Raw genomic sequence first — 23,075 nt, forward strand, 5'->3', positions numbered from 1 at the left:
CCTCTCAGAAATGTCGGTATTCCGCGGTGGGTTTCTCGGTGTTGTGGCCGGCCCATTCGGCGAGCTTCGCCGCGAGGGCCTTGCCACCGGTCGCGTCGCGGGCCACGACGAGGATCGTGTCGTCGCCGGCGATGGTGCCGACGACGTCGGTCAGGCCGGCCCGGTCGAGCGCGCTGGCCAGGAAGTGCGCGGCGCCCGGCGGGGTGCGCAGGACGGCGATGTTGCCGCTCGAGTCGACGCCGGTGAGCAGCTCGCGCAGCAGCCGCAGCAGCCGGGCCGGGCCCTGCTCGGTGGTCTCGCGCAGCGGGCGCTTGCCGTCCTCGGGGATCAGGTAGGAGCCGCTCACCTTGACGGCGCCCAGTTCCTCGAGGTCGCGCGACAGCGTGGCCTGGGTGACCTGCACACCCTCGCCGGCCAGCAGATCGGCCAGTTCGGTCTGCGAGCGGATCGACTTGTCACGGATCAGTTCAACGATCCGGGCGTGCCGACCGGCCCTGGTCACCGGCCCGGTCATCGTCCGTCCACCCGGTCCCGGTCGATCCGGTCGACGCCGGCCCGCGTCACGTCGGGCCGGTCCTGGCGGTCCGGGTTGTCGCCGGCCGTGAGCAGCCAGGCGAGCAGCGCCTTCTGGGCGTGCAGGCGGTTCTCGGCCTGGTCGAAGACCGCGCTCTGGGCGCCGTCCATGACCTCGTCGGTGATCTCCTCGCCACGGTGGGCCGGCAGGCAGTGCAGCACGATCGCGTCCCGCGACGCGGCCCCCAGCAGCTTCTCGTTGACCTGATAGGGCCAGAACGGGGTACGCCGGTCGCGCCCGTCCTCCTCCTGACCCATCGACGTCCACGTGTCGGTGGCCAGCACGTCGACGCCGTCGGCGGCCTCGAACGGGTCGCGCAGCACCTCGACCGAGCCCCCCGTCCAGGCGGCGATCTCGGCGGCGCGCGACACCACGACCGGCGCCGGGTCGAACCCGGACGGGCCGGCCACCCGTACGTGCATGCCGGCGGTCACCCCGGCCAGCAGGTAGGAGTGCGCCATGTTGTTGGCCGCGTCGCCGACGTAGGCGAGCTTGCGGCCCCGGGTCGAGCCCAGCCGCTCCCGGATGGTGAGCAGGTCGGCCAGCAGCTGGCACGGGTGGAAGCCGTCGGTGAGCGCGTTGATCACCGGCACGCTGACCCCGGAGGCCAGCTCGGTGAGACGCTCGTCCCCCGTCGTCCGGAAGACCATGGCGGCCACGTAGCGGGACACCACCCGGCCGGCGTCGCTGAGCGACTCGCCCCGGCCGAAGTGGGTGGCGTGCGTGTCCACGATCATCGGCTGGCCGCCCAGCTCGGCGATGCCCGCCTCGAACGACAGCCGGGTGCGCAGGCTGACCTTGTCGAAGAACACGGCCACCGCGCGCGGCCCGCGGAGCGGCTGGTAGGCGAAACGGTCGGCCTTCATCTCGGCCGCCAGCTCGAGCACCGCGCTCTGCTCGTCGGGCGAGAGGTCGTCGTCGCGCAGGAAGTGCCGGGTCACCGCACACCGTCCAGGGCGGCGATGAGCGCGTCGGCCTGCTCGGAGCTCACGATCAGCGGCGGGGCGAGCCGCAGGACGTCGGGCTGGGGGGCGTTCACGAGGAAGCCGGCCTCCTTGAGAGCGGCGGCGATCCGGGCCGCCTCGGGCGCGTTGAGCACCACCCCGAGCAGCAGGCCGGCGCCCCGGACGTTGGTGACCAGCGGGTGATCGAGCCCTTCGATGCCGCGGCGCAGCTGCTCGCCGACGCGCTTGACGTGGTCGAGCAGGCCCTCGCCGGCGATCGTGCGGATCACCGCCAGCCCGGCGGCACAGGCGATCGGGTTGCCGCCGAAGGTCGTGCCGTGCGATCCGGGGGTGAACAGCTCAGCGGCCGGCCCGAAGGCCACGCAGGCGCCGATCGGCAGCCCGCCGCCGAGGCCCTTGGCCAGCGTGATGATGTCGGGCTCGACACCCTCGCTCTGGTGGTGGAACCAGTGCCCGGTGCGGCCGATGCCGGTCTGCACCTCGTCGAGCACCAGCAGGGCACCCGCCGCCGTACAGATCTCGCGGGCCCCGGCCAGGTAGCCCGCCGGCGGCACGACGACGCCGTTCTCGCCCTGGATCGGCTCGAGGATGACCATCGCGGTCCGGTCGGTCACCGCGGCGGCGAGGGCATCGAGATCGCCGAAGTCGACGAACTCCACCGAGCCGGGCAGGGGCCGGAACGGGTCGGCCTTGGCCGGCTGGCCGGTCAGGGCCAGCGCCCCCATGGTCCGGCCGTGGAAGGCGCCGTGGGTGGAGACGACGTGGCTGCGCCCGGTCAGCCGGGAGAGCTTGAAGGCGGCCTCGTTGGCCTCGGCGCCCGAGTTGGTGAAGACCACGCGGCCGGCCCGGCCGGCCAGCGCGAGCAGCAGTTCGGCCAGCGCGACCGGCGGCTCGGCGACGTAGAAGTTGGACACGTGACCCAGCTGCTGGACCTGCTGGGTGACGGCGGCGACCACGGCGGGGTGGGCGTGGCCGAGCGCGTTGACCGCGATGCCGCCGAGGAAGTCGACGTACTGCTTGCCGTCCTCGTCGGTGAGCACCGCGCCCTCACCGCGGACCAGGGCGGCCTGCGGTGTGCCGTAGTTGTTCATGCCCGCGTGCGACCACCGCTCGATCAGCGAGCTCATGACGGGACCACCATCGTTCCGATTCCTTCCGGGGTGAAGACTTCGAGCAGCGTCGAGTGGGCGACCCGGCCGTCGATGACGTGGGCCGCGGGCACGCCGCCGCGCACCGCGCGCAGGCACGCCTCCATCTTGGGCGCCATCCCCGACTCGAGCCGCGGCAGCAGCTTGGCCAGCGCGTCGGCGTCGATCTGGGTGACCAGCGACGACGTGTCGGGCCAGTCGGTGTACAGGCCGGGGACGTCGGTGAGCACGACGAGCTTGTGGGCGCCGAGCGCCTCGGCCAGCGCGGCCGCGGCGGTGTCGGCGTTCACGTTGTGCACAACGCCGTCGGCGTCGGGCGCGACACTGGCGATCACCGGGATGCGGCCCGCGGCGATGAGGTCGTCGACGGCCGACGTGTCGACGCGGTCGACGTCCCCCACGAGCCCGATGTCCACCATTTCGCCGTCGACCAGAGCCCCCCGGCGTACGGCGGTGAACAGGTGGGCGTCCTCGCCGGAGAGCCCGACGGCGAGCGGGCCGTGGCGGTTGATCAGCCCGACCAGCTCCCGGCCGACCTGGCCGGTGAGGACCATGCGCACGACGTCCATCGCCTCGGGCGTGGTGACCCGCAGCCCGCCGCGGAACTCGCTCTCGATGCCGAAGCGGTCGAGCATGCGGCTGATCTGCGGGCCGCCGCCGTGCACGACCACCGGACGGATCCCGGCGTAGCGCAAGAAGGCCATGTCGGCCGCGAACGCCTGCTGGAGCTCCGGCTTGATCATGGCGTTGCCGCCGTACTTGACCACGATGGTCGACCCGTGGAAGCGCTCCAGCCAGGGCAGCGCCTCGATCAGGACCTCGGCCTTCTCGACGGGGCTGCTCATGAGGAGTAGGCCGAGTTCTCGTGGACGTAGGCGTGCGACAGATCGGTCGTCCAGATCGTCGCGTCCATCTCGCCCTCGCGCAGGTTCACCGTGATCGTCACGTTCCGGCCGCTCAGGTCGACCTTGGAGCGGTCCTCGGCGGCCGACCCGCCCTTGCAGATCCACACGCCGTTGATCGCCACGTCGACCCGGTCGGGCTCGAAGCGCGCCGACGTCGTGCCGACCGCGGCCAGGATGCGTCCCCAGTTGGGGTCGTTGCCGAACAGCGCCGTCTTGACCAGGTTGTTGCGGGCGACCGTGCGGCCCACCTCGACCGCGTCGGCCTCGCTCGCCGCGCCCTTCACCTCGATGGCGATGTGCTTGGTCGCGCCCTCGGCGTCGGCGATCAGCTGCTGCGCCAGGTCGTGGCAGACCTCGGTGACCGCGGCGGCCAGCTCCCCGGGCGTGGGCTGCACGTCGGAGGCGCCGCTGGCCAGCAACAGCACCGTGTCGTTGGTGGACATGCAGCCGTCGGCGTCGATCCGGTCGAAGGTCACCCGGGTCGCCTCGCGCAGCGCCGCGTCGAGCACCTCGTTGCCGGCGCTCGCGTCGGTCGTGATGACCACCAGCATCGTGGCCAGCCCCGGGGCCAGCATGCCGGCGCCCTTGGCGATGCCGCCGATCGACCAGCCGTCCCGCTGGACGACCGCGTTCTTGGCCACGGTGTCGGTGGTCATGATCGCCTCGGCCGCCGCGCCGCCGCCGTCGCCCCGCAGAGCCTTGGCGGCGGCCGCCACACCGGGCAGCAGCTTGCCCATCGGGAGCAGCTCGCCGATCAGCCCGGTCGAGCAGACGGCCACGTCGCCGGCGCCGATCAGCTGCGGCTTCGGGCCGCCGCGGAGCACGGTCGCGGTGTGCTCGGCGGTGGCGTGCGTGTCGCGGAAACCCTGCGTGCCGGTGCAGGCGTTGGCGCCGCCCGAGTTGAGCACGACGGCGCGGACCACGCCGCCCTTGAGCACCTGCTGGCTCCACAGCACGGGCGCCGCCTTGACGCGGTTACCGGTGAAGACGCCGGCGGCGGTGAAGTCGGGGCCGTCGTTGACGACCAGGGCGACGTCAGGACTGCCGGAGGCCTTGAGGCCCGCGGCGACGCCGGAGGCCCGGAAACCCTTGGGGGTGGTGACGGTCACGGTGCGACTCCGAACACGGACAGGCCCATCGTCTCGGGCAGACCGGACATGAGGTTGGCGCACTGCACGGCCTGGCCGGCGGCGCCCTTGCCGAGGTTGTCGAGAGCGCTGACCACCACGATGCGGCCCGAGTCGACATCGACGGTGGCCTGCAGGTGGCAGGAGTTGGATCCGGCGGTCGCGGCCGTGCGCGGCCACGTGCCCTCGGGCAGCACGTGCACGAAGGGCTCGTGGGCATAGGCCTCGGCGAGCACGTCGCGCGGATTGCCCTCGCGGGCGAAACGCGCTGTGACGGTGGCCAGGAGGCCGCGGGGCATGGGTGCTAGCACCGGGGTCATCGAGAGCGACGTCGCGCCGGTCGCCTGCTTGATCTCGGGGACGTGCTGGTGGGCGCCCACCTTGTACGGCGAGAGATCGCCCATGACCTCGCTGGCCAGCAGGTTCACCTTCGCGCTGCGGCCGGCGCCCGAGGTGCCCGACGAGGCGACCACGACCACGTCGGCCGGGTCGGCCAGGCCGGAGGCGATCAGCGGCGCCAGCGCGAGGGTGATGGTGGCCGCATAACAACCCGTGTTGGCCACCCGGCTTGCCCGGGCGATCAGCTCGCGCCGGCCGGGCAACTCGGGCAGCCCGTAGGTCCACGTGCCGGCGTGCGCGCCGCCGTAGTAGCGCTCCCAGACGGCCGCGTTCTCGAGCCGGAAGTCGGCCCCCAGATCGACGATTTTGACCGACTCGGGCAACTGGGCCGCGACCGCCGCCGACTGCCCGTGCGGCAGAGCGAGAAACACCAGGTCGGCGTCGCTGAGACTCGCCGCGTCGGTCGCGCTGAGCGTCAGGTCGAGACCGGCCAGCTGCGGGTGTACGGCGGTGACGTGCGCGCCGGCCTGCGAGTGCGCCGTGGCGGCGACGAGGTCGAACTCGGGGTGACCGGCGAGCAGGCGCAGCAACTCGCCTCCCGCATATCCACTTGCTCCCGCGACCGCGACTCGGATTCCCATACCAACCTCCGCATGACTATGCAGGAGACCGTATCAACGTTTACGTAGTCGGGGCAACACAGTTCACTCCCGAGTCGCTGGTCACACCGTGACGTCCGCGCTGGCGCGGACACCCGGCCTGCGGTGTCCTCGGAGGATGAGCACGATCGAGACGTGGCCGCGCGGTTCACTGCTGGCCGCGCTCACCGAGCCGACCGTCCGGGCCCTGCTGCGGCTGGGGCCGGAACAATCCATGCCCGCGGGCGGCGTCCTCATGCGCGAGGGCAGCGACGAGTCGCACGTGGCGGTCATCCGGCGCGGCCTGGCCAAGGTGTCGGCCGGTCGCTCGCTGATCTCGATCCGGTCGGCCGGCGACCTGGTCGGCGAGATGGCCGCCCTGGACGGCTCGCCCCGCTCGGCCACGATCACGATGGCCGCGCCCGGCAGCGTCGTGCTCATCCCGGGCCGCAAGTTCACGCCGTTCCTGACCCGGCACCCGGACGCCGCGCTCGCCCTGGCGGCCATGGTGGCCACCCGGCTGCGCCGGTCCAACCGGCGGCAGGCCGACTTCACCGTCTATCCGATCCGCGTCCGGGTGGCCCGGATCCTGGCCGAGCTGACCGAGCAGCACGGCCACCCGCTCGGCCACGGCGCTCTCGAGCTCGGCGTCCGCCTGACCCAGCCCGAGCTGGCGGCCCTGTGCGGCGCCGCCGAGGGCTCGATCCACAAGGCGCTGCGGGAGCTTCGTGACGCACACCTCGTGAGCACCCGGTACGGCCGCATCACCGTCTGGGACCTGCGGCGCCTGCGCGACGCCGCCCAGGCCGGGCGAGACGCCGGCCACGAGGCCTGAGCGGCGAGGACCCGGTGGTGGTAAGACTGGCGCATGGCTGACAAGACGATCATCGCTCTGCGCGAGACCGCCGAGGCGTACGCCGAGGCTGTCCGCACCACCCAACGGTTCTTCGACCGGCTCGAGGACACCACCGACCCCTCCGTGCTGGTCGAGTACGCCAACCTGGTCGAGCGCGAGAAGGCGGCCTCCGAGGCCCGTCTGGACGCGCTCGAGGCGGCCGGCATCGAGGTGCCGAGCATCGATGAAAGTGATCCGGACAACTAAGTGAACAGTTCCGGAACCAGGCCGGGGTCCCGTAACCGGTTCCGGACTGGAAGACTTCGGGTCGTTCGTGTTTCGATGACCGTGCCACCGCGGTCTTGACGACCGGAGGCGCGCGTGCCTGCTGACGTCCCATACCGGGATGCATCCCTGCCCGTCGACCAGCGTGTCGACGACCTGCTGGGGCGGATGACCCTGCCCGAGAAGGTGGGCCAGATGATGCAGCTGGACGCCCGGGGCGACGTGAAGGAGATCGTCAGCGAGATGCTGGCGGGATCGATCCTGCACACCTCCCCGGCCCGGATGCTCGAGGCGATCGACCTGGTCGCCAAGACCCGGCTGCAGATTCCCCTGCTCACCGCCGAGGACTGCATCCACGGCCACTCGTTCTGGCCCGGCGCGACCATCTTCCCGACCCAGCTCGGCATGGCGGCGACCTGGGACCCCGGCCTGATCGAACGGGTCGCCCGGGTCACCGCCGTCGAGGTGGCCGCCACCGGCATCCACTGGACCTTCTCCCCCGTCCTGTGCATCACGCGCGACCTGCGCTGGGGCCGGGTCGACGAGACGTTCGGCGAGGACCCGTTCCTCATCGGCGAGCTCGGCTCCGCGATGATCCGCGGCTACCAGGGCGGCGGCCTCGACGACCCGACCGCGATCCTGGCCACGGCCAAGCACTTCGCGGGCTACTCCGAGACCCAGGGCGGCCGCGACGCCAGCGAGGCCGACATCAGCCCGCGCAAGCTGCGCTCCTGGTTCCTGCCGCCGTTCGAGCGGGTGGCCAAGGAGGGCTGCCGGGTCTTCATGCTCGGCTACCAGTCCATGGACGGCGTGCCCATCACCGCCAACAAGTGGCTGCTCAACGACGTGCTGAAAGAGGAGTGGGGCTTCGCCGGCACCCTGGTCACCGACTGGGACAACGTCGGCCGCATGGTCTGGGAGCAGAAGGTCTGCGCCGACTACGCCGAGGCCGCCGCGGTCGCCGTCAAGGCCGGCAACGACCTGGTCATGGTCACCCCGGGCTTCTTCGAGGGCGCCCAGGAGGCCGTCGAGCGCGGCCTGCTGGCCGAGGAGGAGATCGACGCGGCCGTCCGGCGCATCCTGCGGCTCAAGTTCGAGCTGGGCCTGTTCGAGAACCCGCGCGCGCCCTCCGAGGAGCGGCAGCGCGAGGTGATCGGCGCCGCCGAGCACGCCGAGCTGAACCTCGAGGTGGCCCGCCGCTCGCTGGTGCTGCTCAAGAACGACGGCGTGCTGCCCGTCGAGCCGACCGGCAAGTTCCGCCGGATCGCGGTCGTCGGCCCCAACAGCGACAGCGTCTCGGCCCAGCTCGGCGACTGGGCCGGCGACTCCGGCCAGGTCGACTGGATGCCCGACGGCCACCCGCGCGAGCTCACCGAGACGGTGCTCGACGGTTTCCGCGCGGTCGCCCCGTCCACCTGGGTGATCGAGCACGCCCGCGGCGCCGAGATCGAACGGCTGGTGCCCGACCCCGAGGGCGCCACCTACCCGGACGGCCAGCCCCGGCCGCCGATCTCGGTGGGGGCCCCGATCGACCACCACCTGATCGACATGGCCCGCGACAAGGCCGTCCGCGCCGACTATGCGGTGGTCGTGGTGGGCGACACGGTCAACCTGACCGGCGAGCACAAGTCGACCGCCACGCTCGAGCTGCAGGGCGGTCAGATCGCGCTGCTCGACGCGGTCGCCGCGACCAAGACCCCGATGATCGTCGTGCTGATCAACTCGAAGCCCTCGGTCCTGCCCCCGTCGGCCCTGGGCGCGGCCGCGATCATCCAGGCGTTCAACCCGGGCATGCGGGGCGGCCGGGCGATCGCCGAGCTGATCCTCGGTCACATCGAGCCGAGCGGGCGGCTGCCGCTGTCGGTGGCCCGCCACGTCGGCCAGCAGCCGGTCTACTACAACACCATCCGCGGCCAGCACGGCAGCCGCTACGCCGACCTCACGCAGGACCCGCTCTTCGTGTTCGGCGAGGGACTGACCTACACCACCCTGACGTACGGGGACCTGGCCGTCAGCACGCCGTCGGTGCCGTCGGACGGCATCGTGCGCGCGACCGTCACGCTCACCAACAGCGGCGAGCGGCCGGCTCTGGAGACCGTGCAGGCGTACATCAGCGACCTGGTCACCTCGGTCACCTGGGCCGGGCGCGAGCTGAAGGCGTACAAGCAGGTTTCGGTGCCGCCGGGCGAGACCGTGACGGTCGAGCTGGAACTGCCCGCGTCGGCCTGCTCGCTGGTCACCGCCGATGGCCGGCGCGTCGTCGAGCCGGGCGACTTCGAGCTGCTGGTCGGGCCCAGCTCCCGCGAGCGTGACCTGCTGCGGGCGCCGTTCCGGATCGTCAGCGAGTGACCGGGTGAGCGGCCGCTAAGGGCCGCAGACCAAAACCGAGTTTCCGGTACGTGGCCACGGCCGCGACATTCCAGTGGTCGGCGAGCAGCGCCACCCGGTCCCGGCCGGGCAGCAGCTCGCCGGTGACGAAGGCGCAGAGCGTCGCCGCCCGCCCCCGGCCCCGCTGGTCGGCGCGGGTGGCGACGCCGGCCAGCAGGCCGACCCGCCGGCTCGACCAGGCGTCGGCGGCCACCGCGACCAGCTCGCCGTTCCCGTCGCGCTGCCCGGCCCACCGGGTGACGCCGGGCAGGCCGGGACGCGCGTAGGAGCCGGGAAAGTGGGCGTCGAGCAGGGCCGTGACCTCGGGCCAGGCGTCGCCGGGCAACCACTCGCCGGCGCCGGGCGTCGCGGGCGCCTCGGCCGTGTCCATCCAGGCGAACCGCCCGGCCACCGACATCCCGGGCACCCGCTCGGCCGTCTCGACGACCGTCGCCTCGTCCCCGAACGGGCGGAACTCCGCGCCGACCTCGGGCAGCACCCGCCGCAGCAGGGCGGCCAGCGCGGCGGGCTCGCCGTGCAGGGCCAGGCGGTCGCGCCGGGACAGGCCGGGGGCGGCGACCACGGCCGCGGCGGGCTCGAGCCAGATCCGTACGCCCGGGCGGTCGGCCACCCACAGCAGGAACGGATCGTCATCGGTGGCGGCGGCGAGGTCGGCAACGCTGGGCACCAGCCCATCATGGCGTTGACACCGGCTGGCATCGTCGGCCGGGTGCCGATCATCACGCCTCGCCGGTTGCTGCGTCTCACCCTGTTCACGGCGGTCGCCGCCATCGCTCTGGGCGGGCTGACGTCGGCCGGCGGCGAGGTGTGGACCCGGGCCGCCGCCCACGGCCACGTCTACGGCGAGGCCGACGTGCCCGCCGCGCCGGTCGCCCTCGTGCTCGGCGCCGAGGTGTACGCCGACGGGGCGCCGTCGCCGTTCCTGGCCGCCCGCCTCGACATCGCCAAGCGCCTGCTCGACGCGGGCAAGGTCCGGGCCATCCTGGTCTCGGGCGACCACGGCCGCTGGGAGTACGACGAGCCCGGCTCGATGGAGGTCTACCTGGTCGCGCACGGCGTCCCGGCGTCCCGGATCGCGATCGACTACGCCGGCTTCGACACGTACGACTCGTGCGCGCGGGCCGGCCGCGTCTTCGGCGTCCGCGAAGCGATCGTCGTCACCCAGACCTACCACCTCGACCGCGCGGTCGCGCTCTGCCGCAGCCTGGGCGTCGAAGCCACCGGCGTCGGCGACGACACGGTCAAGATGTACCGGGAGCCGTGGCGCAACTCGGTGATCCGCGAACGCGGCGCCGTGGTCAAGGCCGTCGCCGACGTCGTCACCGGCCGCGACCCGGTCTTCCTCGGCCGCCCCGAGACCACCGTCCAGGAAGCTCTCGCCGCCTCCTGACCCGCCCGTCATTGCCTGCCTCGATCGGACAGACCGCGCGGCTTCCGCCGGCCCGGCCCGGGCCATAGCGTGGCGACATGACAGGCGGCGCGCGACGTCCCGAGCTCGACGCGATCCGGCTCGTGGTCGTGCTCGGGCTGGTGTTCTTCCACAGTGGGCTCGTCTTCGACGAGCGCGACGACTTCTACGTCAAGAACGCGCAGACGACCGAGGCGATCACCTGGGTGGCCGGGCTGGGCGTGGTGTGGGCGATGCCGGCGCTGTTCCTGATCGCCGGGCTGGGCTCGTGGCACTCGCTGGGCCGTCGCGGTACCGGTGGCTTCGTGCGCGAACGCCTGCTGCGGCTGGGGGTTCCGCTGGTGTTCGCGACGCTGACCATCGTGCCCGTGCCGCAGTGGCTGCGGTTGCGGTCGGCCGATCCCGGCTACGACGAGTCCTACCCGCGCTTCCTGCTGCGCTTCTTCGACGTACATCTGAGCCTGTCCAACTTTCCGTTCCTGGTCCGGGGCGAGGACTTCGAGACCGGGCACCTGTGGTTCGTGGTGTTGCTGCTGGCCTTCTCGCTGATGCTGGCCCTGGTGGCCCGATGGCTGCCGGCGGCGCGGCTGAGCTTCGTGTCCCGGCGCGGCGTGTTCCTGATCCTCCCGGCGATCCCGCTGGTGGTGATCGGCGCGCTGCTGGGCATGGAGGAGGCGTTCGCCGGCTGGAGCCGCTGGGCCTACCTGCTGTTCTTCCTCTACGGCTTCGTGCTGGCCGGCGACGACCACTTCCGTACGGCCATGCGCCGCGACGCCAAGCCGGCGGCGATCATCGGTTTCGTGCTCTTCGGCGCGTCCGGCCTCCTGCTGGGCACGGCCGACGGCGAACCGTTCACCGACCTCACCGCCCACGCCGTGGCCGCCCGGATCGTCTTCGCCGCGGCCGGCTGGTGCTGGCTGGTGGCGATCCTGGGCCTGCTCGACCGAGGCCCGCGCCCGACCGGACCGGCCACCAGCGACCGCGATTCACCCGAACCCGGAGCGGCCACCAGCGACGGCAGACCACGCGAGCCCGAACCGGTCGCTAGCGAGCACCGACCACGCGAGCCCGAGCCCGCAACAAGTGACCGCACCATCCGCGAGCCCGCCGCAAGCGACCGCGCGCCGCGCGAGCCCGGGCCGGTCATCGGCGAGCCGCCGCCGCGGAAACGCCGGCCGGTGCTTGCCTATCTCGCCGCCGCGGCTCTGCCGCTCTACATCCTCCACCAGCCGATCGTCGTGACCGTGGCCTATTTCGCCGTGCAGTGGAGCGCGCCGATGGCCGTGAAGTTCCTGGCCATCGTCGTGCTGTCCTTCGCGATCATGTTCGCCGTCCACGACCTACTGGTCCGCCGGACCGCCGTGACCCGTTTCCTGTTCGGCATGCGCTGACCCGTGTGCGGCCGGCCGAACACCCCGCGACTGCGACTCCGCCCGCCCACGGCGCCGACGGCATGCCGTGCTGGTCTGCCGACCCACACGCCGCCCGACGCTGCCGGTTTCAGGAAGACGGCGCCTGCCGCTGCCAGTTCCGGAAGACGAAGCGGTGCACCGACTTCAGGCCCACCCAGAGCGCGGGATACAGGACGGCGGCGAAACGGTTGCGCACCGACACCGTGGTCGTCCGGGTGACGCGGGTGCCGGCGCCCTCGGGTACCAGCTCGAAGGTGTCGCCGAGCCGGTCGACGAACCGGTCGAAGCAGAGGTCGGTCTCCTCCATGTGGAACGCCAAGCGGGCCGGCGGCTCCCACACGTCGATGCGCTGCCGGATCACGCCCTGCTCGGAGACGCACTGCCGGGTGGCGCCGACCTCGCCCGGCCCGGCCGGCAGCCGGCACTCCTGCGGGCGCGGCGTCCCGAGATAGAAGACCGGGCACCGCGGCGTCAGCTCGACGCGCGAGTCGCACAACGCCGGCCACATCTGCGACGGGCTCTGGGGAACACTCCACCTGGTCCGCACCATCATGACCCCGAACGTAGGCCAGCATGCCAAGACATCGATGAGCATGGACATCTTTGGGTTCCGGGGTCAGAGTGGACGGCATGGCCAAGTCGACGAGACGTGCGTTTCTGACGGTTTCCGCGGCGGCCGCGGCCGCGCCGCTGATCGCGGGTGAGGCGAGGGCGGGCGCCGTACCCAAGGGGGACCTGAAGGCGATCCTGCGGGAGATCGACCCCGAGCGGATCGAGGCGACCGTCCGCAAGCTGGTCTCCTTCGGGACCCGGCACACCCTGTCCAGCCAGGACGACCCGGTGCGCGGCATCGGCGCCGCGCGGGACTGGATCTTCGCCGAGCTGCAGCGGTACGCCGCCACGTCCGGCGGTCGTCTGGCGGTCGAGCTGCAGTCCTTCGTGCAGCCGGTCTCGCCGCGCATCCCGGCCCCGACCACGATCACCAACGTGATCGCCACGCTCACCGGCAGCGTCACGCCCGACCGCGTCTACGTCGTGACCGGGCACTACGACTCCCGGGTCACCGACGTCATGGACGCGGTCAAGGACTCGCCGGGCGCCGACGACGACGCGTCCGGCGTGGCCGTCGTCCTCGAGCTGGCGCGCGTGCTCGCGACCCGCCGGCCCGAGGCGACCATCGTCTTCGCCGCGGTGGCCGCCGAGGAGCAGGGACTGTACGGCTCCGACCACATGGCCCAGGTGTTCAAGGACAGCGGCGCCGACATCCAGGCCATGTTCAGCAACGACATCGTCGGCACGGGCAAGGCCCACGACGGCACGCCGGCCAACCCGCGGTCGGTGCGGCTCTTCGTCGAGGGCGTGCCGACGTCGGAGACGGCCGCCCAGGCCACCGTCCGCAAGAGTGTCGGCGGCGAGAACGACGGGCCGTCCCGGCAGCTCGGCCGGTTCGTGGACGACGTGGCCAGCAACGCGCAGACCGGCATGGACGTGCGCGTCATCTGGCGGCGCGACCGCTACCTGCGTGGCAGCGACCACATCTCGTTCCTGCTGCGCGGCTACCCGGCGGCCCGCTTCACCGAGCCGCGGGAGAACTTCGCCCACGAGCACCAGGACGTCCGCGTCGAGAACGGCGTCCAGTACGGCGACCTGGTCGAGTTCTGCGACTTCGCGTACATCGCCCGGGTGGCCCGGGTGAACGCGGCCGCGCTCTGGTCGCTGGCCCAGGCCCCCGGCACCCCGCGCGGTGTCGTCATCGACACCACCCAGCTCACCAACGCCACGACGCTGCGCTGGCAGCTCGGCACCGAGCCCGACCTGGCCGGATACGAGGTGGTGTGGCGCGAGACGACCGCCTCGGACTGGCAGCACTCGCGGGCCGTGGGCAAGGTGACCGAGGTGACGATCGACCTCTCCAAGGACAACGTCTTCTTCGGCGTACGCGCGGTCGACGCCGACGGGCACCGCAGTCCGGCCGCCGCACCCGAGCCGTCCAGCTGATTTCCTCATCCCCAGAGCGGACACGCCGGGTGGTCCCCCGGTGCGACCATGAGGACCATGACCTTGGAACACACGGCCTTGGAACACACGGCCTTGGACCACACGGTCCGGTTGCGCTTCGGGAATCGGTCGCGCGCCGCGGCGACACACACCAACCTCTCCGCCGTACGCCTCGACGGGCCCGTGCTGTGGATCGCCGGCGACGAGACCGCGACCGTGGAGCGCCTGGCCGCCGACGACCCGGCCCGGCCGACCGAGTTCGCCGGCGAGACGACGTACCGCCTGGGCGACTTCATCACCCTGCCCGGCACCGACATCGAGGAGGAGGCCGACGTCGAAGGGCTGGCCCGGTCGGGGCGGTTCCTCTGGGCGATCGGCTCGCACAGCCTGCGCCGCAAACAGATCAAGGAGCGGCACGAGGGAGCCAAGGCGCTCAAGCGGCTGGCGCGCATCGAGGGGCAGGAGAACCGCCAGATTCTCGTACGCCTGCCGATCGCCGACGTGGACGGCCTGCCCACCCCCGTACGGGAGCTGGAGGTCGACGGCGAGAAGCACCACGCGGCGGCGCTGGGCGGCCGGGACGACCTGCGTCACCTGCTGCGCCGCGACGAGCACCTGGCGCCGTTCCTGGCCATTCCGGGCAAGGACAACGGGCTCGACATCGAGGGCATCGCGGTCAGCGACGACCGGATCTACGTGGGCCTGCGCGGGCCGGTGCTGCGCGGGTGGGCGTTCGTGCTGGAGCTGCGGCCCTACGTCGACCCCGACCAGCCCGACCGGCTGCGGCTGCACGAGTTCGCCGACGGCTTCACCTACCGCAAGCACGTGCTCCGGCTGGACGGGCTCGGCGTCCGCGACCTGTGCCCCGACGGCGACGACCTGCTGATCCTGGCCGGCCCGACGATGGACCTGGACGGCCCGGTGCGGGTGTACCGCTGGCACGGCGCCCGCCGGACCGAGCAGCCGACGATCGTGCGCGGCGACCTGCTCAGCCGCGAGCTCGAGCTGACGTTCGGCGAGGGCGACGACCACGCCGAGGGCATCAGCCGCTACGGCGACGGCCGCCTCCTCATCGTCTACGACAGCCCGGCCGCCGTCCGCCTCACCGACGACGGCGCCGTCATCGCCGACGTCGTCCGCCTGCCGTAAATCCCCCGCCCCGCGGACGCTGGGCACCTACGGTTGCTCCCATGGAGCGGGTCAGCGTTCGGGAGCTGAGCCGGCACACGAGCCGGGTCCTGGCTCGGGTGCGGGCGGGCGACCCCGTCGAGATAACTGATCGGGGGCGCCCGATCGCTCGGCTCATCCCGATGGGCGGCGACCGTTCCGTCCTGGCCGAACTGGTCGCCGCGGGCCGGGCTGTGGCCCCGACCGGTGGTGGGCCGGTCCCGTTGCCACCGAAGCTCGGTGACGACGGCGTGGACGTCGCCGCCGTCCTCTCCGACACGCGTTTCTGATTCGCGCCCGACGACAGCGAAGTCACTCGTGAGCGGCCAGGAGGGTCACGGGTGGGGGGCGGGTGGCCGACCAGGAGGTGATCAGGCTGGTCGCGCCGGTGACGGTCAGGGTCAGGGCGGCCACGGCGCCGAACAGGGGCCAGGGCAGGTCGAGGGTGGCCACGCCGGTCACGGCCGCGGTGGTGGTGAGCGCCGCGAGCAGGGCCGCGGCAGCGGCCACGACACCCAGCAGCAGGGCCGCGCCGGTCACGGCGTACGCCTCGAGCAGCGCCACCCGGACGACCTGGCCGCGGGTCAGGCCGGTGACCCGGGCCTCGGCGAACTCGCGCCGCCGGGTCGCCGCGCCGATGACGATGGAGTTGACGACGCCGATCAGCGCGTAGAGGCCACCGAGCCCGAGCACGATCAGCATGACCCGGTCGTTGGTCGAGTTCCGCAGCTCGGCGTCGGCCCGCAGCCAGTCGCCGACGGTGGCGACCTCGCCGAAGCGGGCCAGCCCGGCGCGGACGGCGGACGGGTCGGCCCCGGGCGCGAGCGCCACGAACGAGCGGACCGGCGCGGCGGCGACCTGGGGCTCGAGCACCAGACCGGGTGGCAGCAGCAGGCCCGCGCCGCCGCTCATCGTCTCGGGCACGGCGGCGACCACCGGCAGCTCGCCCAGGTCGGCCCCGGGCAGGCGGAGGTGCACCGAGCCCTGCGAGGGCACGTCTCCCCCGGGCCCCCGGACGACCGCACGACCCGACAGCTCGACGGGGGTTCCGTGCACGGCCGCGTACGCCCGAGGGTCGATCACCAGGGCCGTGACCGCTTCCGTCTCCTGGTCTTCGCCCGAGCCGACCGTGACCTCGGCCGGCACGGAGATCTCGGTCGACACCACGGCCACGCCGGGCACCGCGGCGGCCGGCACGGCGCCTTCCACGACGAAGTCGGCGTGGGTCGAGCGGGCCGTCTCGTCGATGCCGCCGGCCGTGAACGACGCCCCGGCGCCCGTGTTGCCGACCACCAGCGCGATCAGCACGATCAGCGGCGCGGCCACCGAGGCCGACCGGCGCCGGGCGTCGCGGACGTTCGCGCGGGCCAGCGAGCCGAGCACGCCCCCGCCGAACGGCATCAGCCGGGCGATCGCCGGGACCAGAAGCGGGGCGAACGCGACGATGGCCACCGCGGCCGGCATGGCCACGTTCATGGCCATCGCCTGGCCGCCGCCCGGACCGCCGTGCGGCGCCACGATGATCAGGGCCAGCGCGCCGGCCAGGAAGAACAGCCCGGCGATCCACCGGCCGGCCGTCATGACCCGGGCCGCGGCGCCACTCTCGCGCAGCGCGTCCAACGGCCGCACCCGGGCCGCACGGCGGGCGGCGACGAGCACGCCGGCCACCGCGAGCAGCACGCCGCCGCCGAGCGAGACCCCGAGGATCCACATGCGCCACTCGCCGGCGAAGCCGGCGGGCACGAAGTCGAACCGGCGCATCAGCCAGGCCTGCACCGCCATCACCGGAAGACCCGCCGGCACGCCGAGCGCGGCACCGGCCAGACCGAGCAGCACGGCCTCGCCCAGCAGCAACCGGCGCACCTGGCGGCGGCTGCCCCCGACCAGCCGCAGCAGGGCCAGGTCGCGGCGGCGCTGGTCGACGGTGAAGGCGAACGTCGAGCTGATCACGAAGGCGGCCAGGAACACCGCCCCGCCGAGGACGACGCCCAGCATCGCGACCGCGGCGTCCCCGTTCTGCGAGGCCGACGAGTCGAGCGTGGCCGCCGAGATCAGCAGCAGCAACGACGACTGCACCAGGGCCACCCCGAGGGCGACCGAGAGCAGCGCGCCGACGAACAATGTCCAGCGTTCGGCCAGGCCGGCCCGGCTCATCCCGAGCATGTCAGCGCTCCCAGGCGGCGAGCCGGTCGGCCACCCCGCGGGCGTCGGCGCCGGCCAGCCGATCGACCACGCGGCCGTCGCGCAGGAAGACCACGGCGTCGGCGCGGGCCGCCGCACCGGGGTCGTGCGTGACCATCACGATGCTCTGCCCGGCGTCGGCCATGGACCGCATCAGGTCGAGCACCGTGCGGGCGGCGGTCGAGTCGAGCGCGCCGGTGGGCTCGTCGGCGAAGAGCACCTCGGGCCGGGTCACCATGGCCCGCGCGATCGCGACCCGCTGCTGCTGACCGCCGGACAGCTCGCGGGGCTTGTGCCGGGCCCGGTCGGCCAGGCCGACGGCGTCGAGGGTCGCGCGGACCTCTGAGCGGGACGGGCGCCGGCCGGCCAGCCGCAGCGGGAGGGCCACGTTCTGCTCGGCGTTCAGCGCGCCGATCAGGTTGAAGCTCTGGAAGACGAAGCCGATGCGGGTGCGGCGCAGCGTGGTCAGCTGGGCGTCCCCGGCCGCGGTGAGGTCGGTGTCGCCGAGCAGCACCCGCCCGGTGTCGACCCGTTCGAGACCGGCCGCGCAGTGCAGCAGCGTGGACTTGCCCGAGCCGGACGGGCCCATCACCGCGGTCCAGCCGCCGCGCGGGAATTCGAGCGTCACGTCGTCGACCGCCCGTACCGCTGCCGGCCCCCGCCCGAACACCCGGCTGACCCCGTGCAGCGTCACCGCGGCCGAGATCGTCGTCATCGTCGTCATGACTCGACGCTATTGTCGCGGCGGTCCCGGGTCGCTGCGGCAGACAGGCGGATTTCCGGTGGTGCTAGCACCCCTGCTGAGCGGGCCGCGTCCGGTCAGTTGCGGCCGAGGGCCGGGGCGAGGTGGGTGGCGATGTCGGTGAGGATCTGGACGTAGTCGGGGTGGTCGAAGCTGAACGGCAGCGCGAACGCCACCTCGTCGATCTCGCGGAAGGCGGCGTGGGCGAGCAGCTGGTCGGCGATCTCGAGCGAGCTGCCGACGTAGTCGCGGGAGAAGAGCATGCGGCTCGGGCCCTGCGGCTCCCGGGTGCGGGGCATGCGCTTCTCGACGTACGCCTCGTATTTGGCTCTCTGCTCCTGCGTCGCCGAATCGGTGGGGATCACGACCAGGCCCTGGGAGACCCGGGCCCCCTCGCCGTCCGGGTGGTTGTCGCGGAAGGCGCGGATCTGGGACAGCTGGATCGCCGCGAAGTCGGTCGGGTCCTCGGCGTCCCCGGCGAAGACGACGCTGCTGGTCAGGAAGTTCAGGCCGTGCTCGCCGGCCCAATGCGCCGACCGCAGGCTCGCGCCGCCGTACCACATGCGCTTGATCAGCCCGGGTGAGTGCGGCTCGACGCGGTCGGAGAACTCCTCGACGACGCCCTTCTTGCCGCTGAAGTCGCTGGCCCGGTCGCCGCGGACGAACCCGAGCAACCGTTCGACCCGGCGGTAGCTGAAGTCCTCGGCCTCGGCCGTGTCGGGGTAGAGCGCGTCCTTGACGGTGTCGAAGTTCATCGGCGGCCCGACGCTCAGGCCCGGGTTGAGCCGCCCGCCCGACAGCACGTCGACGGTCGCCAGGTCCTCGGCCAGACGCAACGGGTTCTCCCAGCCGAGCGGCGTCACGGCCGTGCCGAGCTCGATCCTGGACGTGCGTTGCGAGGCCGCGGCCAGCACGGCGACCGGGGACGAGATGCCGTACTGGAGGTGCCGGTGCCGCAGCCAGGCGCTGTCGAACCCGAGGTCCTCGCCCAGCTTGATGATCTCCAGCGTCGACTCGTGCCCGGCTCGCGGGTCGTCCCGGTCGAAGAGCCCGATGGTCAGGAAGCCCAGCTTCCGCAGAGGTCGCGACGTCACGCCCTCAGCCTGTCACGAAGGCCGGGCCGCGGGGGCGTGAGCCGCGCCGCTCCGGGTGCGCAGCCCGGTCCAGAGCAGCCCGAGACAGAGCACGATCAGCACCGGTTCGAGGGCGAAGGCGGTGGTCAGCCCGTGCCGGTCGGCCAGGCTGCCCAGCAGGTACGGCGAGACGGCGGCGACCAGGCCGAGGACCAACTGCGAGCGGGCGTTGGCCTGGTCCTCGCGCCCGTCGGCGGCCTCCAGGGTGAGCGCCAGGGCCAGCGGATAGAGGTTCGCGATCCCCACCCCGCACAGGAACAGCCCGGCGATGGCCAGGGCGGGCCGGTCGGTCAGCCAGAACAGCACGAAGCTGCCGCCGGTGAGCGCCAGCGAGGCGTAGAGCAGCGCGACCGCGCGGCCGGGACGGCGGGTGATCCGCGCGCCGAGCAGCCGGCCGATCAGGATGCCGAGGAAGTTGCTGCTCAGCGCGGTGCTGGCCGCCGCCGCGGACAGGCCGGTGGCCAGCAGCACCTGGGGGCCGAAGTAGACCAGGCAGAACTCGATCGCCGAACTGACCGCCGTGAGCACCGCGAACAGCCAGCAGGCGAGTGGCAGCCGTCCGCCCCGGCGCGTGGCGCGGTGCCCGGCCGGCGCCGGCAGCGGCTGGCGCCGGTAGCGCAGGAAAAGCAGCACGAGGACGACGGCCGGCAGGGCGAACGTGGCCCGCCAGCCGATCACGCCGGCCGCGAGCAGCCCGAGCACGAGCGGGGCGAACACGGCCGACGCACCCGCGGCGATGTTGGCCTCGGTCAGCGCCCGGTCGCGCCGGCTGCCGTGCCGGTCCGACAGGATCGCCTGGATCACGGTCAGCAGCGTCGTCCCGGCCAGGCCGAACACCCCGGCCCCGACCAGCGTCACCGGCACGCCCCGGCCCAGCGTGAAGAGCGCCGCCCCACCGATCGTGGCGGCCGCCGAGCCCCACAGCAGCGTGCTCCTCGACAGGCGGGCGGCCACCCAGGAGAAGCCGGCGCCGGTCAGGGCCGCTCCCACCGCCCACACCACCGAATAGATCCCGAGCAGCGTGTACGAGAAGTCGAGCTCCTCGCGCAGCAGGCTCAGGGCGGGCCCGAAGGCGTACAGCCAGAAGGTGAAGCACCCGATCGCGGCGTACGCGAGCACCGTGGGCGCGTCCCGGACGAAGGTCGTCTCCTGCTCTGTGTATCGATACACAGATACAGTCTGCGACATGACCCGTCCCTCTCGCAACACGAAGCGGCGACCGACGATGGGCGACGTCGCCCGGGCGGCCGGCGTCTCCCCGATGACGGTGTCGTACGCGTACTCGCAGCCCGAGCGGGTCTCGGCCGAGAGCGCGGCCAAGGTGCGGGCGGCGGCCGAGCGGCTCGGCTACCCCGGCCCGCACCCGGCCGCCCGCTCGCTGCGCCGGGGACGGGCCGGGTCGCTCGGCGTCGTGCTGGGCGAACGGCTGAGCTACGCCTTCGACGATCCGCAGGCCGCGCGGTTCCTGGCCGGGGTCTCCGACGTGTGCGCGGCCGAGGGCGTCGGGCTCACCCTGGTACCGATCACCGGCGAGGCCTCGGACGCGCGGCGGGTGGCCCAGGCCGCGGTGGACGGCTTCGTCGTCTGGACCACCAGCGACGACGACCCGGTGCTGGACGCCGTGGCCGACACCGGGCTGCCCGCGGTGGTCCACGCCGGCCCGCACCGGCGCGGCATGCCGGTGATCGGCATCGACGACCGTGCCGCGGCCGCCGCGATCGGCGCGGTGGCCTTCGCCGGAGCCCGGCGCCCGGTGGTGCTCGGTTTCCCGCTCGACCGCGACCGGGCCCGCCTGCTGCTGACCGGCGACCAGGTCGGCGAGGTGCGGTTCCCGGTGACCCGCCACCGCTGGGAGGGCCTGCTCGACGCCTGGACAGCGACCGGCCGGCCGGCCTCGGAGCTGCGCCTGGCGGTCTGCCCGGTCAACCTCGTCACCGAGGCCGAGACCTTCGCCGCCGAGCTGCTCCGGGGCGACGAGCCGCCGGACGCCATCGCCGCGATGGGTGACGAACTGGCCCTCGGCGCCCTGCGCGCGGCGGCCGGCGCCGGCCTGCGGATCCCGGCCGACCTGGCCGTCACGGGGTGGGACGACAGCGACGCGGCCGCGCCGGCCGGGCTGACCACGCTGGCCCAGTCGCTGCGCGATCAGGGGGCCCACTGCGCCCGGGCGGCCCTCGGCCTGCCCTCCGCGGCCCCGGCCCGGCACGAGTGGCAGGTCCGGGTGCGCGCGAGCACCCGGACCGCGGACAGTACGGTCAGCTCATGACGATCTCGGGCAGTGCCCTGGTCACGGGGGCCTCGCGGGGCCTCGGCGCGCACCTCTGCCGGCGGCTGGCGGCCGACGGGTGGCCGGTGGCGGTCAACTACCGGTCCGACGCCGACGGCGCGGCCAAGGTGGTCGCCGACATCCGGGCGGCCGGCGGGACGGCTGTGGCCTTCCGGGCCGACGTGACCGACGAGGACGACGTCGACCGGCTGGCGGCCGAGGTGGAGCGGGAGCTGGGTCCCGTCCAGGTCGTGGTGGCCAACGCGACCGGCCCGCAGCCGACCGCCCGGGCCGAGGAGACCACCTGGCAGGACCACCTCGACCAGCTCACGTTCTTCGTGAAGAGCCCGACCCTGCTGCTGCGGGCCGCCCTCCCCCAGATGCGGCGCCTCGGGGGCGGACGGTTCATCCACATCGGCTCGGACATGGTGGAACGGGCGCTGCCGGGCATGTCGGCCTACAGCGCGGCCAAGGGCGCGCAACTCATCCTGGCCCGCACGTGGGCGCGGGAGCTCGGCGCCGACAACGTGACGGTCAACGTGGTCGCTCCGGGGTGGATCCCGGTCGAGCGGCACGGCGAGGTCACCGAGCAGGACACCGCCGGCTACGTGGCCGACGTGCCGCTGCGCCGGATGGGCACGCCGCAGGACGTCGCCGACGTGGTGGCCTTCGTGGCCTCCGACGCGTCCCGCTTCGTCACCGGCGAACGCATCACCGTCAACGGCGGCCACACCATCGATTAACGATTACCGCGCCGTTCAGTGGTTAATCTGCGGACATGCTCATCACGGTGGTCGCCGACTACGGCGCCGGGGATCTCGCCTTCGCCGAGGTAACGCAGCGTTTCGCCCAGCTCGTGCCCGGGGCCGCGGTCAGCACGGTGCCGGTGCCGGCGTTCGACACGGTGAGCGCGGGGTTCTGCGTCGCGCAGCTCGCGCTGACCGACGGGCCGGCCGACCGGGTCGTCTTCGCCAACGTCGCGCCGCGCGCCGACGAGGACGACCCGCGACCCGACAACGCGGGCGAGCGCCTGGCCGCGGTCCGGCTCGACTCCGGTGTCCTGGTGGTCGGGGTGGCCTCCGGGGTGAGCCTGTCGTTCCTCGGGCGGACGGTGCGCGCGGTCAAGGTCGCCGACGCCGGCTCCCAGTTCCGTTCGCGTGACGTCTTCCCGGCCGCCGTGGCCGCCCTCGCCCGCGGCGACGACCTGCTGGGCGAGGAGCTCCCGCTGCCGGCTCCGCCGCCCGACGCGGTCGTCTACACCGACGGCTACGGCAACCTCAAGACGTCCTGGCACGAGCCCCCGGCCGAGCCGGGCACGACCGTTCGCGTACGCGTCGGCGACCGCACCGCCGAGGCGGTGGTCAGCGACGGCGTCTTCACCGTCCCGGCCGGCGCCATGTCGTTCGCGCCGGGCAGTTCGGGCTGGGACGAGCCGTTCTACGAGCTGCTCCTGCGCGGCGGCCGGGCCGCCGACGTCTTCGGCCGGCCCCGTTCCGGCACTCCGGTCGAGATCGAGCGTTAGCCCACGCGGTCCGCAGCGCCGGGTCATGACGACCCGGCGCTG

At 73.2% G+C, this 23,075-nt stretch carries 23 protein-coding genes; 11 read left to right on the forward strand and 12 right to left on the reverse strand.

Features of this window, described 5'->3' with window-relative positions:
- Window positions 1-4 precede the first annotated feature (4 nt).
- The 6 genes from HJC40_RS35195 to argC are packed head-to-tail and all read right to left on the reverse strand — an operon-like array spanning window position 5 to window position 5,699.
- Complete coding sequence (locus HJC40_RS35195; RefSeq protein ID WP_250007760.1) at window positions 5-514, reverse strand: arginine repressor; 510 nt, start codon at window positions 512-514, stop codon at window positions 5-7.
- Window positions 511-1,515 carry an ornithine carbamoyltransferase gene (gene argF, locus HJC40_RS35200; RefSeq protein WP_250007761.1) on the reverse strand — a complete coding sequence of 335 codons (1,005 nt, stop codon included), beginning with the start codon at window positions 1,513-1,515 and terminating at the stop codon, window positions 511-513. The genes HJC40_RS35195 and argF overlap by 4 nt, the downstream gene beginning before the upstream one ends.
- Window positions 1,512-2,666, reverse strand: a complete 1,155-nt coding sequence (locus HJC40_RS35205; protein WP_250007762.1) for an acetylornithine transaminase — start codon at window positions 2,664-2,666, stop codon at window positions 1,512-1,514. The genes argF and HJC40_RS35205 overlap by 4 nt, the downstream gene beginning before the upstream one ends.
- Window positions 2,663-3,532 (reverse strand): acetylglutamate kinase, encoded by an 870-nt coding sequence (gene argB, locus HJC40_RS35210; protein WP_250007763.1) that lies wholly within the window; start codon window positions 3,530-3,532, stop codon window positions 2,663-2,665. The genes HJC40_RS35205 and argB overlap by 4 nt, the downstream gene beginning before the upstream one ends.
- Window positions 3,529-4,701: a bifunctional glutamate N-acetyltransferase/amino-acid acetyltransferase ArgJ gene (gene argJ / locus HJC40_RS35215; protein ID WP_250007764.1), complete on the reverse strand. Its 1,173-nt coding sequence runs from the start codon at window positions 4,699-4,701 to the stop codon at window positions 3,529-3,531. Before argJ ends, argB begins: the two co-directional genes overlap by 4 nt.
- Window positions 4,698-5,699, reverse strand: a complete 1,002-nt coding sequence (gene argC / locus HJC40_RS35220; protein ID WP_250007765.1) for an N-acetyl-gamma-glutamyl-phosphate reductase — start codon at window positions 5,697-5,699, stop codon at window positions 4,698-4,700. The genes argJ and argC overlap by 4 nt, the downstream gene beginning before the upstream one ends.
- 136 nt (window positions 5,700-5,835) lie before the next feature.
- Here argC and HJC40_RS35225 point away from each other — a divergent pair, with 136 nt between their 5' ends.
- The 3 genes from HJC40_RS35225 to HJC40_RS35235 all read left to right on the forward strand — a co-directional run bounded on the left by HJC40_RS35225 (window position 5,836) and on the right by HJC40_RS35235 (window position 9,165).
- Window positions 5,836-6,531, forward strand: coding sequence for a Crp/Fnr family transcriptional regulator (locus HJC40_RS35225; protein ID WP_250007766.1), 696 nt, complete (start codon window positions 5,836-5,838; stop codon window positions 6,529-6,531).
- Window positions 6,532-6,564: 33 nt separating this feature from the next.
- Window positions 6,565-6,798: a hypothetical protein gene (locus tag HJC40_RS35230; RefSeq protein WP_250007767.1), complete on the forward strand. Its 234-nt coding sequence runs from the start codon at window positions 6,565-6,567 to the stop codon at window positions 6,796-6,798.
- 114 nt (window positions 6,799-6,912) lie between these two features.
- The gene (locus HJC40_RS35235; RefSeq protein ID WP_250007768.1) at window positions 6,913-9,165 is read left to right on the forward strand and encodes a glycoside hydrolase family 3 N-terminal domain-containing protein; all 2,253 of its coding nucleotides are present in this window, start codon (window positions 6,913-6,915) and stop codon (window positions 9,163-9,165) included.
- Here the strand turns inward: HJC40_RS35235 and HJC40_RS35240 are convergent.
- Window positions 9,155-9,871, reverse strand: a complete 717-nt coding sequence (locus HJC40_RS35240) for a GNAT family N-acetyltransferase (RefSeq protein WP_250007769.1) — start codon at window positions 9,869-9,871, stop codon at window positions 9,155-9,157. The genes HJC40_RS35235 and HJC40_RS35240 overlap by 11 nt on opposite strands.
- Window positions 9,872-9,880: 9 nt before the next feature.
- On the opposite strand from HJC40_RS35240, the gene HJC40_RS35245 reads away from it, so the two are divergent.
- Both HJC40_RS35245 and HJC40_RS35250 read left to right on the forward strand, forming a co-directional pair.
- Window positions 9,881-10,594 (forward strand): vancomycin high temperature exclusion protein, encoded by a 714-nt coding sequence (locus HJC40_RS35245; protein ID WP_250007771.1) that lies wholly within the window; start codon window positions 9,881-9,883, stop codon window positions 10,592-10,594.
- A 77-nt stretch (window positions 10,595-10,671) separates the two neighbouring features.
- Window positions 10,672-12,003 (forward strand): acyltransferase, encoded by a 1,332-nt coding sequence (locus HJC40_RS35250; RefSeq protein ID WP_250007772.1) that lies wholly within the window; start codon window positions 10,672-10,674, stop codon window positions 12,001-12,003.
- A gap of 109 nt (window positions 12,004-12,112) precedes the next feature.
- On the opposite strand, the gene HJC40_RS35255 is transcribed toward HJC40_RS35250, so the two are convergent.
- Window positions 12,113-12,577, reverse strand: coding sequence for a hypothetical protein (locus tag HJC40_RS35255; RefSeq protein ID WP_250007773.1), 465 nt, complete (start codon window positions 12,575-12,577; stop codon window positions 12,113-12,115).
- A 77-nt stretch (window positions 12,578-12,654) separates the two neighbouring features.
- On the opposite strand from HJC40_RS35255, the gene HJC40_RS35260 reads away from it, so the two are divergent.
- The 3 genes from HJC40_RS35260 to HJC40_RS35270 are packed head-to-tail and all read left to right on the forward strand — an operon-like array spanning window position 12,655 to window position 15,479.
- Window positions 12,655-14,022: a M28 family metallopeptidase gene (locus HJC40_RS35260; RefSeq protein ID WP_250007774.1), complete on the forward strand. Its 1,368-nt coding sequence runs from the start codon at window positions 12,655-12,657 to the stop codon at window positions 14,020-14,022.
- Between the two features lie 57 nt (window positions 14,023-14,079).
- Entirely contained in the window at window positions 14,080-15,171 is a 1,092-nt protein-coding gene (locus HJC40_RS35265) for a DUF3616 domain-containing protein (RefSeq protein WP_250007775.1), read from the forward strand.
- Between the two features lie 41 nt (window positions 15,172-15,212).
- Window positions 15,213-15,479: a type II toxin-antitoxin system Phd/YefM family antitoxin gene (locus tag HJC40_RS35270; RefSeq protein WP_250007776.1), complete on the forward strand. Its 267-nt coding sequence runs from the start codon at window positions 15,213-15,215 to the stop codon at window positions 15,477-15,479.
- Between the two features lie 22 nt (window positions 15,480-15,501).
- Here the strand turns inward: HJC40_RS35270 and HJC40_RS35275 are convergent, their stop codons facing one another.
- From HJC40_RS35275 to HJC40_RS35290, 4 genes are all read right to left on the reverse strand, one after another.
- Window positions 15,502-17,352 (reverse strand): FtsX-like permease family protein, encoded by a 1,851-nt coding sequence (locus HJC40_RS35275; protein ID WP_250007777.1) that lies wholly within the window; start codon window positions 17,350-17,352, stop codon window positions 15,502-15,504.
- A 1-nt stretch (window position 17,353) separates the two neighbouring features.
- Complete coding sequence (locus tag HJC40_RS35280; protein WP_250007813.1) at window positions 17,354-18,085, reverse strand: ABC transporter ATP-binding protein; 732 nt, start codon at window positions 18,083-18,085, stop codon at window positions 17,354-17,356.
- 104 nt (window positions 18,086-18,189) lie between these two features.
- Window positions 18,190-19,206, reverse strand: a complete 1,017-nt coding sequence (locus HJC40_RS35285) for an LLM class flavin-dependent oxidoreductase (protein ID WP_250007778.1) — start codon at window positions 19,204-19,206, stop codon at window positions 18,190-18,192.
- A gap of 12 nt (window positions 19,207-19,218) precedes the next feature.
- The gene (locus tag HJC40_RS35290; RefSeq protein WP_250007779.1) at window positions 19,219-20,415 is read right to left on the reverse strand and encodes a sugar MFS transporter; all 1,197 of its coding nucleotides are present in this window, start codon (window positions 20,413-20,415) and stop codon (window positions 19,219-19,221) included.
- Window positions 20,416-20,431: 16 nt separating this feature from the next.
- On the opposite strand from HJC40_RS35290, the gene HJC40_RS35295 reads away from it, so the two are divergent.
- The 3 genes from HJC40_RS35295 to HJC40_RS35305 are packed head-to-tail and all read left to right on the forward strand — an operon-like array spanning window position 20,432 to window position 23,033.
- Window positions 20,432-21,511, forward strand: a complete 1,080-nt coding sequence (locus HJC40_RS35295) for a LacI family DNA-binding transcriptional regulator (RefSeq protein ID WP_250007781.1) — start codon at window positions 20,432-20,434, stop codon at window positions 21,509-21,511.
- Complete coding sequence (locus HJC40_RS35300) at window positions 21,508-22,254, forward strand: SDR family oxidoreductase (RefSeq protein ID WP_250007782.1); 747 nt, start codon at window positions 21,508-21,510, stop codon at window positions 22,252-22,254. The genes HJC40_RS35295 and HJC40_RS35300 overlap by 4 nt, the downstream gene beginning before the upstream one ends.
- Before the next feature lie 35 nt (window positions 22,255-22,289).
- Window positions 22,290-23,033 carry an SAM-dependent chlorinase/fluorinase gene (locus tag HJC40_RS35305; protein ID WP_250007783.1) on the forward strand — a complete coding sequence of 248 codons (744 nt, stop codon included), beginning with the start codon at window positions 22,290-22,292 and terminating at the stop codon, window positions 23,031-23,033.
- Window positions 23,034-23,075: the final 42 nt, after the last annotated feature.

Source organism: Actinoplanes sp. M2I2, assembly GCF_023544445.1.
Lineage (GTDB): Bacteria > Actinomycetota > Actinomycetes > Mycobacteriales > Micromonosporaceae > Actinoplanes.

Bases quoted from the DNA above. Each gene is read 5' to 3' on its own strand.
- HJC40_RS35195 (WP_250007760.1), bottom strand. From the start codon at position 514: ATGACCGGGCCGGTGACCAGGGCCGGTCGGCACGCCCGGATCGTTGAA.
- HJC40_RS35205 (WP_250007762.1), bottom strand. From the start codon at position 2,666: ATGAGCTCGCTGATCGAGCGGTGGTCGCACGCGGGCATGAACAACTAC.
- argB (WP_250007763.1), bottom strand. From the start codon at position 3,532: ATGAGCAGCCCCGTCGAGAAGGCCGAGGTCCTGATCGAGGCGCTGCCC.
- argC (WP_250007765.1), bottom strand. From the start codon at position 5,699: ATGGGAATCCGAGTCGCGGTCGCGGGAGCAAGTGGATATGCGGGAGGC.
- HJC40_RS35225 (WP_250007766.1), top strand. From the start codon at position 5,836: ATGAGCACGATCGAGACGTGGCCGCGCGGTTCACTGCTGGCCGCGCTC.
- HJC40_RS35230 (WP_250007767.1), top strand. From the start codon at position 6,565: ATGGCTGACAAGACGATCATCGCTCTGCGCGAGACCGCCGAGGCGTAC.
- HJC40_RS35245 (WP_250007771.1), top strand. From the start codon at position 9,881: ATGGCGTTGACACCGGCTGGCATCGTCGGCCGGGTGCCGATCATCACG.
- HJC40_RS35250 (WP_250007772.1), top strand. From the start codon at position 10,672: ATGACAGGCGGCGCGCGACGTCCCGAGCTCGACGCGATCCGGCTCGTG.
- HJC40_RS35255 (WP_250007773.1), bottom strand. From the start codon at position 12,577: ATGATGGTGCGGACCAGGTGGAGTGTTCCCCAGAGCCCGTCGCAGATG.
- HJC40_RS35260 (WP_250007774.1), top strand. From the start codon at position 12,655: ATGGCCAAGTCGACGAGACGTGCGTTTCTGACGGTTTCCGCGGCGGCC.
- HJC40_RS35265 (WP_250007775.1), top strand. From the start codon at position 14,080: ATGACCTTGGAACACACGGCCTTGGAACACACGGCCTTGGACCACACG.
- HJC40_RS35270 (WP_250007776.1), top strand. From the start codon at position 15,213: ATGGAGCGGGTCAGCGTTCGGGAGCTGAGCCGGCACACGAGCCGGGTC.
- HJC40_RS35275 (WP_250007777.1), bottom strand. From the start codon at position 17,352: ATGCTCGGGATGAGCCGGGCCGGCCTGGCCGAACGCTGGACATTGTTC.
- HJC40_RS35280 (WP_250007813.1), bottom strand. From the start codon at position 18,085: ATGACGACGATCTCGGCCGCGGTGACGCTGCACGGGGTCAGCCGGGTG.
- HJC40_RS35295 (WP_250007781.1), top strand. From the start codon at position 20,432: ATGACCCGTCCCTCTCGCAACACGAAGCGGCGACCGACGATGGGCGAC.
- HJC40_RS35300 (WP_250007782.1), top strand. From the start codon at position 21,508: ATGACGATCTCGGGCAGTGCCCTGGTCACGGGGGCCTCGCGGGGCCTC.
- HJC40_RS35305 (WP_250007783.1), top strand. From the start codon at position 22,290: ATGCTCATCACGGTGGTCGCCGACTACGGCGCCGGGGATCTCGCCTTC.